Source organism: Bradyrhizobium sp. UFLA03-84 (assembly GCF_002289535.1).
Taxonomy (GTDB): Bacteria; Pseudomonadota; Alphaproteobacteria; order Rhizobiales; family Xanthobacteraceae; genus Bradyrhizobium; species Bradyrhizobium viridifuturi.
This window is the reverse complement of sequence record NZ_NSJY01000017.1, coordinates 136,124-150,404: the sequence shown is the minus strand read 5'-3', so window position 1 is coordinate 150,404 and position 14,281 is coordinate 136,124. Positions and strand designations below refer to the sequence as shown.

The 14,281-nt window shown below is 64.2% G+C and carries 12 protein-coding genes, 1 tRNA gene and 2 riboswitches; of the genes, 4 read left to right on the top strand and 9 right to left on the bottom strand.

Going from position 1 to position 14,281, the window contains the following annotated elements; all coding sequences use genetic code 11:
* The 5 genes from CK489_RS33335 to CK489_RS33315 form a co-directional block, all read right to left on the bottom strand.
* Entirely contained in the window at positions 1-942 is a 942-nt protein-coding gene (locus CK489_RS33335; RefSeq protein ID WP_050625559.1) for an ABC transporter permease, read from the bottom strand.
* 263 nt (positions 943-1,205) lie between these two features.
* Complete coding sequence (locus CK489_RS33330) at positions 1,206-2,504, bottom strand: ArgE/DapE family deacylase (protein WP_095735288.1); 1,299 nt, start codon at positions 2,502-2,504, stop codon at positions 1,206-1,208.
* Positions 2,501-2,686, bottom strand: a complete 186-nt coding sequence (locus CK489_RS33325; protein ID WP_050625560.1) for a hypothetical protein — start codon at positions 2,684-2,686, stop codon at positions 2,501-2,503. The genes CK489_RS33330 and CK489_RS33325 overlap by 4 nt, the downstream gene beginning before the upstream one ends.
* A 126-nt stretch (positions 2,687-2,812) precedes the next feature.
* A complete protein-coding gene (locus CK489_RS33320) occupies positions 2,813-4,120 on the bottom strand; it encodes a D-amino acid dehydrogenase (protein WP_095735287.1) in 1,308 nt (435 codons plus the stop codon).
* Positions 4,121-4,189: 69 nt separating this feature from the next.
* Positions 4,190-4,303, bottom strand: a riboswitch (glycine riboswitch).
* A 3-nt stretch (positions 4,304-4,306) separates the two neighbouring features.
* A riboswitch (glycine riboswitch) is annotated at positions 4,307-4,413 on the bottom strand.
* 86 nt (positions 4,414-4,499) lie between these two features.
* A complete protein-coding gene (locus tag CK489_RS33315; protein WP_095735286.1) occupies positions 4,500-5,630 on the bottom strand; it encodes a M20/M25/M40 family metallo-hydrolase in 1,131 nt (376 codons plus the stop codon).
* 283 nt (positions 5,631-5,913) lie between these two features.
* Between CK489_RS33315 and CK489_RS33310 the strand changes: the two genes are divergently transcribed.
* The gene (locus tag CK489_RS33310) at positions 5,914-7,533 is read left to right on the top strand and encodes an ABC transporter substrate-binding protein (protein WP_050625563.1); all 1,620 of its coding nucleotides are present in this window, start codon (positions 5,914-5,916) and stop codon (positions 7,531-7,533) included.
* Between the two features lie 141 nt (positions 7,534-7,674).
* On the opposite strand, the gene CK489_RS33305 is transcribed toward CK489_RS33310, so the two are convergent.
* Entirely contained in the window at positions 7,675-7,995 is a 321-nt protein-coding gene (locus tag CK489_RS33305; RefSeq protein ID WP_143278285.1) for a hypothetical protein, read from the bottom strand.
* Between the two features lie 452 nt (positions 7,996-8,447).
* Between CK489_RS33305 and CK489_RS33300 the strand changes: the two genes are divergently transcribed.
* On the top strand, positions 8,448-10,418 hold the full coding sequence (locus CK489_RS33300; protein ID WP_198961088.1) for a phospholipase D-like domain-containing protein: 1,971 nt from the start codon (positions 8,448-8,450) through the stop codon (positions 10,416-10,418).
* 69 nt (positions 10,419-10,487) lie between these two features.
* On the opposite strand, the gene CK489_RS33295 is transcribed toward CK489_RS33300, so the two are convergent.
* A tRNA-Leu gene (locus CK489_RS33295) sits at positions 10,488-10,574 on the bottom strand.
* A gap of 324 nt (positions 10,575-10,898) precedes the next feature.
* Between CK489_RS33295 and CK489_RS33290 the strand changes: the two genes are divergently transcribed.
* The gene (locus CK489_RS33290) at positions 10,899-11,333 is read left to right on the top strand and encodes a twin-arginine translocation pathway signal (RefSeq protein ID WP_095735284.1); all 435 of its coding nucleotides are present in this window, start codon (positions 10,899-10,901) and stop codon (positions 11,331-11,333) included.
* 45 nt (positions 11,334-11,378) lie between these two features.
* On the opposite strand, the gene CK489_RS33285 is transcribed toward CK489_RS33290, so the two are convergent.
* Positions 11,379-12,581: an FAD-dependent monooxygenase gene (locus CK489_RS33285; RefSeq protein ID WP_095735283.1), complete on the bottom strand. Its 1,203-nt coding sequence runs from the start codon at positions 12,579-12,581 to the stop codon at positions 11,379-11,381.
* Between the two features lie 7 nt (positions 12,582-12,588).
* The gene (locus tag CK489_RS33280) at positions 12,589-12,834 is read right to left on the bottom strand and encodes a zinc-finger domain-containing protein (RefSeq protein ID WP_018272338.1); all 246 of its coding nucleotides are present in this window, start codon (positions 12,832-12,834) and stop codon (positions 12,589-12,591) included.
* 235 nt (positions 12,835-13,069) lie between these two features.
* On the opposite strand from CK489_RS33280, the gene CK489_RS33275 reads away from it, so the two are divergent.
* Positions 13,070-14,203: a hypothetical protein gene (locus CK489_RS33275; RefSeq protein ID WP_050625567.1), complete on the top strand. Its 1,134-nt coding sequence runs from the start codon at positions 13,070-13,072 to the stop codon at positions 14,201-14,203.
* Positions 14,204-14,281 lie beyond the last annotated feature (78 nt).

Below are 14,281 nucleotides of genomic sequence, written 5' to 3'. Positions count from 1 at the left end.
TCAGTACCGGATACGAGGATCGAGCAGGGTGTACGCCACGTCGATCAACAGATTGACGCCGACATAGATGCCTGACGTCAACAGGATCATGGCCTGGATTACCGGATAGTCGCGCGCCAGCACCGCATCGACGGTGAGGCGGCCGATGCCGGGCAGGTTGAACACGCTCTCGGTGACGACGACGCCGGAGATCAGCAGCGCGAAGCCGGAGCCGATCACGGTGATGACGGGCACCGCGGCGTTGCGCAGCGCATGGCGCAGCAGCACACCGGCCTCGCCGATGCCCTTGGCGCGTGCCGTGCGCACGTAGTCTTCGCCGAGCACGTCGAGCATCGAGGCCCGCGTCATGCGTGCGATCAACGCGACATAGATGAAGGAGAGGGTACAGGTTGGCAGGATGATGCGCTCGAAGAACGGACCGAAGCCGGCCGAGATGCTCTTGAAGCCCTGCACCGGCACCCAGCGCAGGTCGATCGCAAACACCTGGATCAGCACATAGCCGATCACGAACACCGGCACCGAGAAGCCGAGCACCGACAGGCCCATCACGAAGCGATCGATCCAGGTGCCGTGCTTCCAGGCCGCGATCACGCCGAGCGGAACCGCGACCAGGATCGAGAGGATGATGGTGGCCAGCGCGACCGAAATCGATGGCTCGAGGCGCGGGCCGATCATCTCGAGGATCGGCTTGTTCGAGATCAGGGAAACGCCGAGGTCGCCATGCAGGAGCTTCGCGACCCAGGTGTAGAACTGGATGTAGATCGGCTCGTTGAGACCGAGCGAGGTGCGGATGCGATCGAGCTGTTCGGGCGTCGCGTTGTCGCCGGCGAGGATTGCGGCGGGGTCGCCCGGCGTCAGCCGCAGCAACAGGAACACGAACAGCGCCACCACGCCCATCACGGGAATGGCGGCGAGGATGCGGCGAAGCAGATATCCGAGCATCGCTGCTATCTCCTGCGGTCAGATGGTGCGAAGCGAAGGCTGGGCCGCATCATACTCATGGTGTCCCCGTGATGTGTCTCATGCGCTTCTGCGTCTCGTCTCAAAGCCAGCGCGAACGTGATGAATTTGCAGGCAAATACTGTGCCAATGGCGACGTTATATCAAGGCGCGGTTCGGGCCGTTGGCGGCCTCCCTTGGTCTGATGCTGCTATTTCGAATTGCACTTGTCGTCATGTGCCACCGACCTGAAGCGACAAGTTCATTCACGCTCTCATCACGCCGCACCAGTTCGCGACGAACAGCGCGATGCTCTGTGTTGTCTTGCGAAGGCTGTCGAGCTCGACACGTTCGTTGAACGCATGCGGGCCGACACCGTAAGGTCCATAGCAAAGCGCAGGGATGCCGTAGTCGACACAGTAGTAGCGGGTGTCGTTGACGGCCGTCGACAGCCGCTCCTGCATCGGAGCCTGGAAGACGGAGTGATGGGCAGCCGACAGAGCCGCTTCCGCTTCGCTGCCGGGCTCGCACACCGCCGCGTCCGCCTGAAAGCCGCTCCACACGAGCTCGGCCGGATTGCCGGACAGGAACTCGTCGGCCTTGTGCGCCTCAGTCAGGCATTCCTCGATGCCGCGCATCGCCTGCCGCGGCGTTTCGCCCGGCAGCAGACCGAGCCGGCAATCCAGCTCGCACCAGGCCGCGGTCGAACTGGCCCAATCGCCGCCCTTGATGATCCCGACGTTGAACTTGATCGGGTTCTTGACGTTGCGGAACCAGCTGTTGTCGAGCGCCCGGGCATTGAGCGCCTTGGTGTAGTCCTGGAACGCGCGCACCAGATGCATCGCCGACAGGATGGCGCTCGACCCGGCCTCGGAATAGGCGACATGCACCGGCGTTCCGCGGACGCGCAGGCGGAACCAGACGGCGCCGACCTGGGCGCGCGTCAGCGTGTGTCCGGTCGGTTCGGGAATGAGGCAGGCGTCGGCGCGATAGCCGCGCATCAACGTCGACAATGCGCCGTTGCCGGTGCTCTCTTCCTCGGTCACGGTCTGCAGATGGATGCGCCCGGCCGGGGCATAGCCTGCGTCGCGGATCGCATCGAGCGCGAAGATCATTGCCGAGACGCCGGCCTTCATGTCTTGCGCGCCGCGCCCGAACATCCAGCCGTCCTGCACGGCGCCCGAGAACGGCGGCTGGTCCCAAAGGTCAGCGGGCCCTTCCGGCACCACGTCGATATGACCTTGCAGGATCAGGCTGCGGCCGCTGCCTTTGCTGTTGAGCGTCGCAACCACCTGCTGCGATCCGGCCAGATCGATGCCGTCCATCGGTGCAGCCTTCGGATGGCTCATCAGGTTGACGTCCGCAAGGCTGAACGCGTCGACGTCGTAGCGGCGCTTGGCGAATTGCTCGGCCAGCCAATGCTGCTGCGGCGCTTCGTGTCCGCGCAGGCTGCGGAATTGCACCATGCGCGACAGGAACGCGATCTGATCGTCGAAGTTTCGATCGACGGCCGCGCACAGCTCGGCGGCAATCTGATCCGGCTTGGTCAACGTCCCGGTTGTCATGTCGCGCCTTTCGTGGAGCCTTGAGCGTTGAGCGTTTCGGAAAGGCGGCGCAGTGAGCCGACGCGCGTGCCGGTGGCGAGGTTGCGTGTCGGTCGATCGAAGAGATTGCCGCCGGCACACATGCCGACCGGAATGCCGCGCCGGGCCGCATTGCCATGCGTGCCCGTGACCCCAATGCGCATTGTCCCCTCCCGCGCTGAAGCGCTTTTCCCCATTACGACGCTAATCGTTGTCACGCGACGATTCCCAGCGAATCCCGACTTGGACACACGCAAATACGCACATATTCTTCCTCTCCGGTCGGATAATTAGGGGAAAGCTGCGCGGGCAGGCTCGGTCGCACCGACCTGCGATGGCACCATTGAAGGCGTGTCGAGGTCGCGCCAGTCATCGATCGCACCCGCGATCATCTGTGCCGTCGCGGCCGACAGCGTCCAGCCGAGATGACCGTGGCCGGTGTTGTAGAACACGCCAGGAATCCGCCCCGCGCGCACCACCGGCATCATGTTCGGCATCATCGGGCGCAGGCCGGCCCATGGCATGACCTTCGAGGTGTCGATACCAGGAAAATGATGCCGCACCCAATCCACCAGCGGCTGGATGCGGTCGGCCCTGATATCGCGGTTGAAGCCGTTGAACTCGGCGGTGCCGGCGACGCGGAAGCGGTCGGCGCCGAGCCGGCTGGTGACGATTTTTGCTGCTTCATCGAGCAGGCTGACGGTTGGCGCTGCATCCCGGCTTTGCGGCGCATCGAGCTGCACGGTGATCGAGTAGCCCTTCACCGGATAGACGTTGACGCGGTCGTTGAGCAGGCTTGCGAAGTGGCGGCTTGCCACGCCGGCGCAAACGACAATTCCGTCCGCTTGAAGTTCATGTCGTGTCACGACATCAGCATCATGGGAGGCGGCATCGTTCCAGCCGATGCGGAAACCGCCGTAGCTGCGCGCGATGGTGTCGACATCGGCCTCATGGACGAAGGTCGCGCCGCGGCGGGCGCAGGCGTCGGCGAGGCCGCGCGTGAATTTGTGGATATCGCCGGTCGCATCCGAGGGCGTGAAGAAGCCGCCATAGCAGGCCGTCTGCAGCGCGGGTTCGATGCTGCGGATTTCGTCCGGCGTCACCGGCCGGCGGTCGAGCCCACCCTGTTGCAGCAACGTGTTGACGCGCAGGCCGGCCTCGAAGCCGGCCTTGTCGTGATAGACGTGAAGGATGCCGCGGCGCTCAAGATCGAAGGCGATGTTCTCGCGCTGTGCGATCGAGAACAGGTGCTTGCGCGCTTCGATTGCGAGCTTTGTGGTCTCGATGGTGTTGCTGCGATAGCGCGTGATGCCGCCGACGAACTCGCCGATCCACGAATATTTGTGCCAGCTCGGCTTCGGGTTCATCAGCAGCGGCGCGTCGCTTCGGAGCATCCAGCGCAGCCCCTTCAGAATGGTCGCGGCGCTGTTCCACACCTCCGCATTGCTGGCGGAAAGCTGTCCGCCGTTGGCGAACGAGGTTTCCATGGCGGCGTAGCGATGCCTGTCGAGGACAGTCACCCGGTAGCCGCGTTCGAGCAGGGCATAGGCCGTCGTTACGCCGGTGATGCCGGCGCCAATGATCGCAATGTGTCGCATGATGGTCTTCAGGCTCCCGTGTTGTTAGAGTCGCCGAACCGCCGGTGAAACCGGCTGTTTCAGCGCCCCATCTGTCACGGTACCTGAGAGCTTGATCCGCATCGGGCCTCGGCCAGATGCGAACTATCCCCTTCGGTGGACGTCACGGCCCTTGATGTGCGGTCGTGTCGTCTCTCTCCAGATCGTCCTGACGATACAGTCCTTTTGCCTGAGAGTTTCCGGGGCGGTTGCTCCGTCGGCGCCGAAGCTGACAACACGAATGTTGTCGCTCCGATCTCTCCCGCATCGTCGAGTTGGACGGCCGGACCGTAGGCGAAGCCTCAAAATTGGACAAGGCTAAATTTCGGTCCGGCAGTGCCAACGTGTTGTGCAGTGCAAATCAGTCCAGTGTCGCGAGCAGTGCCGCCATCAGGCGGCCGCGGTCGGCGAGACTGTCAACTTCAATGTGTTCGTTGAGCGTATGCGCATCGGCGCCGCGAACCCCGAGGCCGTCGAGGGTCGGGATGCCCATCGCGCCGGTGAAGTTGCCGTCCGATCCGCCGCCGGCGCTGCCGTGCGGCAGATCGAGGCCCATCGCCGCTGCGAGGCCTTTTGCCTTTTCATACAGCGCCATGGTGCCGGCATCCGGCTCCCACACCGGGCGGGTGACGCCGCGCGTTACCCTGAACGTCACGTCATTGGCGGTGCCCGACAGCGCCAGCATGCGCTCGACGCCGCGGTCGAGATCGGCCTGCCGCTTGGCCATGCTGAGCGCTTCGCCGGTGCAGGTCGTCGCGACGCAATTGACCCACTGGCCGCCGTGCACGATGCCGACCGAGAAGGTGCAGTCCTCGGTGGTCATGCCGTCGATGGCGATGATCTGCCGGGCCATTTCCCGGATCGCGGAACGGCCGGACGACAGCGTCGCGCCGGCATGGCTCGGCTTGCCGATGGCTTCGAGATTGAAGCGTGCGATCGCGTAGCGGCCGGTGACGACGCCGTTGTTGGGCCGGCCGGGCTCCGGCACCAGCACATATTTGTTGCGCGCGGCTTCGGCCTCGATGATGTCGCGCGTCGACGGCGTGCCGACCTCTTCATCGGGCGTGAACAGCACGGTGATCGGCAGCGGCGTGGTGAAGGAGGCGCGCGCCAATTGCCTGATCGCCTCGATCGACAAATAGTTGCCGCCCTTCATGTCGAAGATGCCCGGCCCGAAGCACTTGTTGCCTTCGCGCCGCCATTTCAGCTTCTCGATGGTGCCGACGGGGTGCACGGTGTCCAGGTGGCCGGCGATCAGGATGCCGGGCTGGCCTTGCTTCGGATGCGGAAAACGGGCGCGGACGCAGCCTGCGAAGCCCTGGCGTCCCGCGATGCGTTCGATCGTCGCACCCATGATCGCCATCTCGCGCGCGGCGAGATCGAGCATGCGCTCGACCGCGCGCGCGTCCCAGGTCGGGCTTTCGCATTCCACCCAGCTGCGCAGTCCCTGCAACATCGCTTCGGAATCAAAAGGAAGATTGGCGGGGTTCATGACTTCTCTCTCTTCTTGTTTTGCTTGTTGTCTTGTTCGCGCCGATACGCGTTCGCGTATTATACGAAAGGCTCGGGCGAGGACTTTGTAAAGTCAAATGCGCCGAACTTGTCGTTCATTCGTTCGTATACGTTTGATCCTGCCCGAAACCGATTGACGCGCTTGGCGCTTGATGCAAGTCTCGATTTCACAAGCCATACAGCATGTTAGTTCGCCTAAATATCGAACCGCATGCATAACGAATAAGCCGGCTTTGACCAGTTACACGTCAGGAGAGATTTCCATGTTCCCTATCTCGCGTTGGAAGCGTCGCACGCTAGCGGCGGCATTTGCGGCGGTCGCGCTGTCGTTCGCGCCGCAGGAGTTGTCGTTCACCCAACAGGCCATGGCCGCGGACAAGACCATCACTGCGGTGATGCATTCGGATCTGCGCGTCATCGATCCGATCCTGACCACGGCCTACATCACGCGCGATCATGGCTACATGGTCTACGACACGCTGGTGGCGACCGATTCCAACTTCAAGATCCAGCCGCAGATGGCGGACTGGAAGGTGTCCGACGACAAGCTCACCTACACGTTCACGCTGCGCGACGGCCTGAAGTGGCATGACGGCGCGCCGGTGACCGCCGAAGACTGCGTCGCGTCGCTGAAGCGCTGGGCCAAGGTCGACGGCATGGGCCAGAAGCTGATGGACTTCACCGCGAGCCTCGAAGCCACCGATGCCAAGACGATTACGCTGAAGCTGAAGGAGCCCTACGGCCTGGTGCTGGATTCGATCGGCAAGCCGTCGTCGCGCGTCGCCTTCATGATGCCGAAGCGGCTCGCCGAAACGCCGCCGGACAAGCCGATTCCGGAACAGATCGGTTCGGGCCCCTTCAAATTCGTCCAGGCGGAATTCCAGCCGGGCGTGAAGGCGGTCTACGTCAAGAACAAGGACTACGTGCCGCGCAAGGAGCCGGCGAGCTGGACCGCGGGCGGCAAGGTCGTGAAGGTCGACCGCGTCGAGTGGGTCACGATGGCCGATGCGCAGACCGCGATGAACGCGCTGCAGTCCGGCGATATCGATTTCTTGGAGAACCCGTCGTTCGACACGTTGTCGATCCTCGAGGCCGACAAGGACCTGAAGGTCGAGACGCTGAACAAGTTCGGCTTCCAGACGCTCGGCCGCATGAACTTCCTCTATCCGCCCTTCGACAACATCAAGGTTCGCCAGGCGGCGCTGCTGGCGATCAACCAGAAGCAGGTGCTCGACGCGCTGGTCGGCAATCCCAAGTACTACAAGACCTGCGTCGCCTTCTTCATCTGCGACACGCCGTTTGCGTCGGAGATCGGCGGCGAGACGCTGGCGAAGGGCGGCGACATGGCGGCGGCCAAGAAGGCGCTTGCCGAGTCAGGTTACGACGGCACGCCGGTCGTCATCATGGCGCCGGGCGACGTCACCACGCTGAAGGCGCAGCCGGTCGTCGTTGCCCAGCAGCTGCGCGACGCCGGCTTCAAGGTCGATCTGCAGGCGACCGACTGGCAGACCGTGGTGACCCGCCGCGCCAGCCAGAAGGCGCCGAAGGACGGCGGCTGGAACATGTTCTTCACCAACTGGGTGAGCGCCGACGTCTCCAACCCGATCGCCAACCTCTCGATCGGCGGCCAGGGCAAGAATGGCGGATGGTTCGGCTGGGCCGAGGATGCCAAGATCGAGCAACTGAAGGATGCCTTCGTCCGCGCGCCGTCGCTCGACGCGCAGAAGAAGATCGCAGCCGATATCCAGAAGGAAGCCTACGAGCAGGTCATCTACATCCCGCTCGGCCAGTATCAGGGACCGAGCGCGTGGCGGAAGTCGCTGACCGGTGTGCTCGACGGCCCGGCGACGCCGATCTTCTGGAATATCGACAAGTCCGAGTAAGCGCGGCTTGACGCAGAACGGAGTGGCCGGGGCTCGTCCCCGGCCATTTTCGTTTGCGCCGCCGCGCGCAGCGAGGCATGCGGCATGCGCCGCTTACGGCATCGCGACAATGAAGCAGTGATCGGACCGAACCGGTGGCCGCTAGGGCAGGTGGCCTGATCTCGCGCCGCTCGCGCTCGACAGGCTCGTCAGCTGCGTCTGTCCGGTGTCGCCGCCGTTGATCCAGACCGCCGCGCCGGCGGCCAGCGCCAGCAGCACGCAGGCCGTGATTGCGCCGCGGATCCAGCGCTGGTAGATCGCGCGTTCGTCGGGCGGCGCATCGCGGAATGTCTGTGCATTGAGCCCGTTGCTGCAATGCGCCGCGTCGTCGCCGTGCTCGAGGGTGGAAGCGCCGCGATCGGGCGCGGTGGTGTGAGCAATCTGATTGCGACCGGCAATCCGATTGCGATCAGCAATCGTCATCGCCCAGCTCCAAAGAAATTGATCTCGGAATGCGAGGGCCGCGAAATGTGCGGCCGGAATTTTCCAACGCGTCAGCATTAGCACAGCCGGCGATCGCGGCGTGTGAAGCGTCCCACAGGTGGAAGACACGATGAGGTGATGGGGGCCGTGCGATCCCCGTCGATCTGCCCAGGCCGTGAGCACGCCGCCTGGCATACCAATTCGGCATGCCGTGTCGTCCGGAAGATGCACAGGCAGCTCGAACCAGGGTTCGCGCGAATGCTTGCGCCGGTCGCCGCGCCCACGGCGATTTGCATGGCAGTTGTCGTCTATTTCACAAACTACCTTGGGTTACCGAGGTAATGTGCTACGGGCCGTTATCGGCGCAGTCCGAAGACATACGGCTTCAGCCGTGCGTGAGCAGTGTCCATTGTTTCGCAGCTGTGGATTCACCCAGCCTCGGGGAAATGATCATGACAATCAATGTCAAGGCCTACGCGAACGCCGATGATATCCTGATCGCCTGGCAGCCGGACACCTGGTCGAACGACTGGGTCGGTTTCCAGCTCGAGCGGCGCAACAACATCACGCAGCAGACGACCGTGCTGTCCAACCGCATTCCGCCGAAGCCCGGCGAGAAGCCGGTGGCGGACGCCGGCATCTCCTCGACCCAATCGCCGTTCCGGCGCTGCATCTGGACCGATCACAGCGTTATCGACACCGAGAACGTCTCCTACCGCGTCACCGCGATGAAGAACGGCGCGAACGGCACGTTCACGCCCGATCCCGCCTCGGTGTCGGCGTGGACCGCGCCGACGGTCGCTTCCGGCGATACGGGCGGCGGTCTGTCGGCCTATTTCAATCGCGGCACCCTGATGTCCCAGATCGTCAGCCGCTTCGTGCATGGCGATACGTCCGACGCCTCGCTGCGCAATTTCGTCAACGGCCTTTCCGATCCGGCAAACCAGGCGCGGCGCTATCTGTCAGGCGACGCCCTGCACGAGATCCTGGCGTTTCTGCACGATGCCGACCTGCGCGGCAGCCAGGTGCATGCCGCGATCTACGAGATGAACGACGAGGAATTGGTCGGTGCGCTGAAGCCGTTCGGAAGCCGCGGCAACGTCCTGCTCGGCAACGGCAGCGCGACCAAACCGAACATCGCGGGCGAGCTCAGCGGCGCCGGCCTGACGGTCAAGCATCGCGATCTGTCGAATGCCGGCAGGTCGTCGCCCAGCGTCCACAACAAGTTCGTGGTCGAGAGCGACGCGCACGGCAACGCCATCCGCGTGCTGACCGGCAGCACGAACTGGACCACCACCGGGCTGTGCACGCAGCTCAACAATGTGCTGATCATCGAGAATGCGGCGATCGCCAAGCGCTACCTCGATCAGTGGGGCAAGCTGGTCGCCGCCGGCAACGCGATGCCGCCCGCCCTGAAGGCGTCGAATTCCACTCCGACCAGCGACAGCAACATCTCGGTCTACTTCGCCGCGACCAACGGCGAGGCGGAGTTCAAGCCGGTGCTGGACCTGATCAAGAACGCCAAGGACGGCGCTCTCTTCCTGATGTTCATGCCGGGGCAATCGCCGCTGCTGAGCGCGCTGCTCGACCGCGCACAGCAGAACGACGTCTACGTCCGCGGCGTGGTGTCGACGATGATGGCCAGCAAGAACGGCGACATCGTCTCGGTCGGCGGCCAGGTCGTGAAATCAGGCGCACCGGCGCAATCCTTCCATGACGACGTCCAGTTGCCACATGGCGTCAACGCCACGAACGAGCCGTCATGGGCCGATGTCGAGTTCAGCGTGTCTCAAATCCGCAGCGCCGGGATGATCGCGATCGTGCACTCCAAGACCATCGTGATCGATCCGTTCTCGGACAATTGCGCCGTCATCACCGGATCGCACAATTTCTCCGTCGCCGCCTCGGAGAAGAATGACGAGAATCTCGTGATCATCCGCGGCAACAAGAAGCTAGCGCAGGCCTACGCGCTGCACATCAACGGCGTCTACGACCACTATTCCTGGCGCGGCTATCTCGGCAGCGGCGGCAATGCGGATCAGATCTATTCGCTCGACGGCTGGAAGCCCGGCGGCGGCAAGGAGCAGGAACTGGACTTCTGGATGGAGGAGCCGGTGCCGCCGCGTCCGACACGCGCAGGCGGTGGTGGCGGCGGGGGCATGGTGCAACAGGCCGGCTCAGCCGGCGGCGCGGCAAAGAAGGCCGCCAAGAAGGCCCCCAAGAAAGTCGCCGCCGCCAAGCGAACCGCCAAGGCGTCAGTCAAGAAGTCGGCCAAGAAATCTGCCAAGAAATCCGCCAAGAAATCTGCGAAGAAATCGGTCAAGAAATCGGCGAAGAAGGCCAAGGCCAAGAAGCCGGCAAAGGCCAAGACGGCAAAGAAGGCCAAGGCCAGAAAAGCGAAGGCCAGGAAATCAAAGCGGTAGCGCTGCGCACGGCGCGCGGACGTGCCTGCAACGATCGTCGGCCTGCCGGCAAGTGGCGGGTCAGATGGTTGGTGCGGGCGGTGGGACTCGAACCCACATGACGTTGCCGTCGAGGGATTTTAAGTCCCTTGCGTCTACCAGTTCCGCCACGTCCGCATTGCCAGATCGTGATCCGTTTCCGCGGAAACGCATCACGATCTCACCTCCTTGTTTGAGCATGATCTTTTCGAAAAGCCGGTTTCCACCTTTCCGGATCATGCTCCAAGGCGCGCCGATTTCTAGCGCGTTTGGTGGCCGAGTGGAATTGTCATTATCCGCTGCTAACAGGTGCGCTTTCAAAGGCTTAAGCTCTGGCCTGCAATTCCATTTGCCTCAGCGGCCGCGCATTGGGATAAGCAGCGCGCCGCCGCGATTGAGCCTCAATCCGGACACCGGCGGCTGCTTTAGGCAATCTCAACACTGTCCGATTAAGAAAGCCGAATGTCTGTTCGTTCCCCACGCCGCCCGAATCTGATGCGCGCGGCAGTTCTCGTTGCTCTGTTCGCCTCGGCCGCCGGCGTTTCCGGCTGCGCGCAGATCGGCGACAGCGTGCCGTCGGCTTTCGCCGATCCCGCCAAATACGACCTGTATGATTGCAAGCAGCTCGAGACCGAACGCAAGAGCCTCGCGGCTCGCGCGACGGATCAGGAAAAGCTGATGGCCAAGGCGGAAACCGGCGTCGGCGGTACCGTGGTCTCCGAGATGGTGTATCGCAACGAGCTGATCTCGATCCACTCCCAGCAGAGGCTTGCGGATCAGGCATGGCGTGCCAACAAGTGCCATGAGAGCCCGCCGGACAGCCCCGCCGCCGCCGCACCCGCAGCGCCCACCCCGGCTGCGAAGGGGCCGCGCGCCCCGCGAGGCCTCATTCACTAGGTCAACGTTTCCAGGACAACCGGTTGCCGTGCAGGCGCGCCCGGCTCAGGCGCGCCAGTCGTAGATCCAGTCCTGCCGCGCCAGCATGCGCTCCGGACCGATGGCGCGGATCGCGAGATCGCGCGCGATCGCCAATGGTCCGCTCAGATGATAGATGCGGCCCTGCTGTCGCGCCATGCGCTGCACCTTCAGCACACGTCCGCGCCGCATCTTGGCGTAGCGCTTCAATGCGGCGGGAATGCCTGCGGTGTTTTCGCCGGTGCAATCGGCCAACGCCTTGGCGAGCACCGCCGCATCCTCGATCGCCATGCCGGCGCCCTGTGCGGCAAACGGCAACATCGCATGCGCGGCGTCGCCGATCAGCGCGACGGCGCCTTCGCTCCAGCGGCCGATGTCGGGCAGGGTGAACAGCGCCCATTTGCGCCAGCTGTCGACCGCGCCGATCAGCATCCGCGCGGTGCCAGGCCAGCGCTCCGTGGCGAACGCGCCCTTGATCTCGTTGCTGTCGCCGGGCGCGCTCCAGCCCGGCCGATTCCAAGTGCCCGACACGATCGCCACCACGTTGATCTGGCGTCCGGCGGAGATCGGGTAGGCCACGAGATGGGCGTCCCGGCCCATCCAGAGTTGCACGCGCGGCGCGGTGTGTTCACGGGGCAGGGCGGTTGCGTCCAGCGTGCCGCGCCAGGCGATCAGGCCGGAGAATTGCGGCTGTACATCCGGAAACAAATGTCCGCGCACCGACGACCAGATACCGTCGGCGCCGATCAGCGCAACGGCCAATTCCTCCTGGCGTGAATTGCCGCGGCGCTGCACGACCGTCAGGCCCTTGGCGTGCTTGGTCACGTCCTCGAACTGGCAGCCGAGCCGCAGATCGATATCGGGATGATCATTGACGGCAGCCTGCAACGCGGCCTGCAGATCGGCGCGGTGGATCACCCAATAGGGGGCGCCGGCGCGGAACTCGGCGGCCTGGCCGAGCGGCATGCGTGCGATCGCGCCGCCGGCCCGTGCGCTCATGATGTTGACGGATTCAGGCGTGACCGCGCGCCGCGCCAGCGGCTCCTTGAGCCCAAGCTCGACCAGGATACGGCTGGCATTGGGGGATATCTGGATGCCGGCGCCGGCTTCCTCGAGCCGCTCGGCCTTTTCCAGCACCACGACACGAAAGCCCTGTGTCGCCAGGGTCAGCGACGCCGTCAGTCCTCCGATTCCGGCGCCGGCAACGATGACGGTTCGCGTCAGCGCCACGGAGCGGTCAGGCGACCTTGTCTTTCAACACGCATTCCGGCGGCCGCGCTTCGCCGGCAGCGAGGTCGGACGCGAAGCGATAGAGCGTCGAGCAGTACGGGCAGATGATCTCGTTGTCGTTGCCGAGGTCGAGGAACACGTGAGGATGGTCGAACGGCGGGTTGGCGCCCACGCACATGAACTCCTGCGATCCGATTTCGATCACCGAGACACCGGCATCGTTATGGAAGTGCGGGACGACGTGGTCGGACATATTCTCACCTTGGTGGCAACGATGGGCAGACGCAATCAACAGCATGCGGCATCGCGAAATGCCGCGCACCATACTGGCGGGAACAGTTGATTCCTAGAGCCCCGATGGCTCATTTGCTCATGCAAATTCGACACAATCTTGTCGTCCCAGAGAAGCCCTTCTTTGGTCGGAGCCGTTGTGTCGCAAAAACGGCACACTATGTCCAAGGCGAATTAAACTTGAGGTTTCAAGCGGAATGAACGGGTTGCGGCTCGGCGTTGCGGTGGCTGGCCTGGCGGTAAGTGCTGCCATGGGCGCAGCTATTTGGCCGCATGCCCGTGACGCTGGCACCGTGCTGTCGGCACGGGATGATGCCGCTGATCTCGCCGACCTCAGGATCAATTCCGTGCTGCGCAACAACCCGGCGTTGATAGAGGATAATATCGAGGCGGCGCTCGCCTCCGGGGACGCCGATCTTGCGGCCAGCTTTGTCGCGCTCGCAGGCGAGAAGAACATCGCGCTGAGTGCGGAACTCACAAAGCGCGTCGACGACGCGCGCGCCGAGCAGTCGTCCACCGCGCATTTCGCCAAGGGCTTCGCCACCGGCCTCGTGACCGGCAACGCCGACGATGTCGCGAGCCTGTCCGGCACGGTTGCGGGCGACCTGTTCGTGTTCGGCGATGTCAGGGATGTCGTGCGCGAGGGCAAGCACCTCGTGATGGGCGAGGACACCGACCAGTTGGTGCTCGGCCTTGCGGCCGCCGGGCTCGCCGTGACCGCGGCGACCTACGTGTCGGTCGGCGGCGCCGGTCCGCTGCGCGCGGGGCTGACGCTGGTCAAGGACACGCGCAAGGCGGGACGGCTGAGCGAGGGGATGATCGAATGGGCCGGGCGCTCGACCCGCGAGATGGTCGATCAGCCGGCGCTGCGCGAGGCGGTCGCGTCGGGCTCGGTGCTGCGGCCGGCGGAAACCGCAACCGCCATTCGCGCGGCGTTCCGCGCCGAGAAGGCCGGCGCGCTGGTGCGTGTCGCCAAGGATGTCGGGCGGATCGGTGAAGCGGCCGGGGTTCGCGCCGCGCGGGACACGCTGAAGGTCGCGGAGAACCCGCAGGAGATCGCGCGCGCGGCCCGCATCGCCGAGGTGAAGGGCGGCCAGACCCGCGCGATCATGAAACTGCTCGGCCGCGGCGCGCTGCTGCTCGTGGCCGGCACGTTCAATCTCACCATGTGGCTGTTCGGCGCGCTGCTTGCGCTGTTCGGCTTCCTGTCGTCGATCAAGGCCACCACCGAGCGAACCACGGCGTGGTGGCTGAGACGAAGCAAGGCCCTGCGCCTGAAGCGGCAGATGACCGCCCAGGCCGCGCTGGCGAGTATTCCTGCTCAGGGCTAAGCTTGCGGTCGCCGGTCGATCGCCAATCGCAACAACAGAAATCCCAAGAAAAATCCCGAGAACAATACGGAATCGATG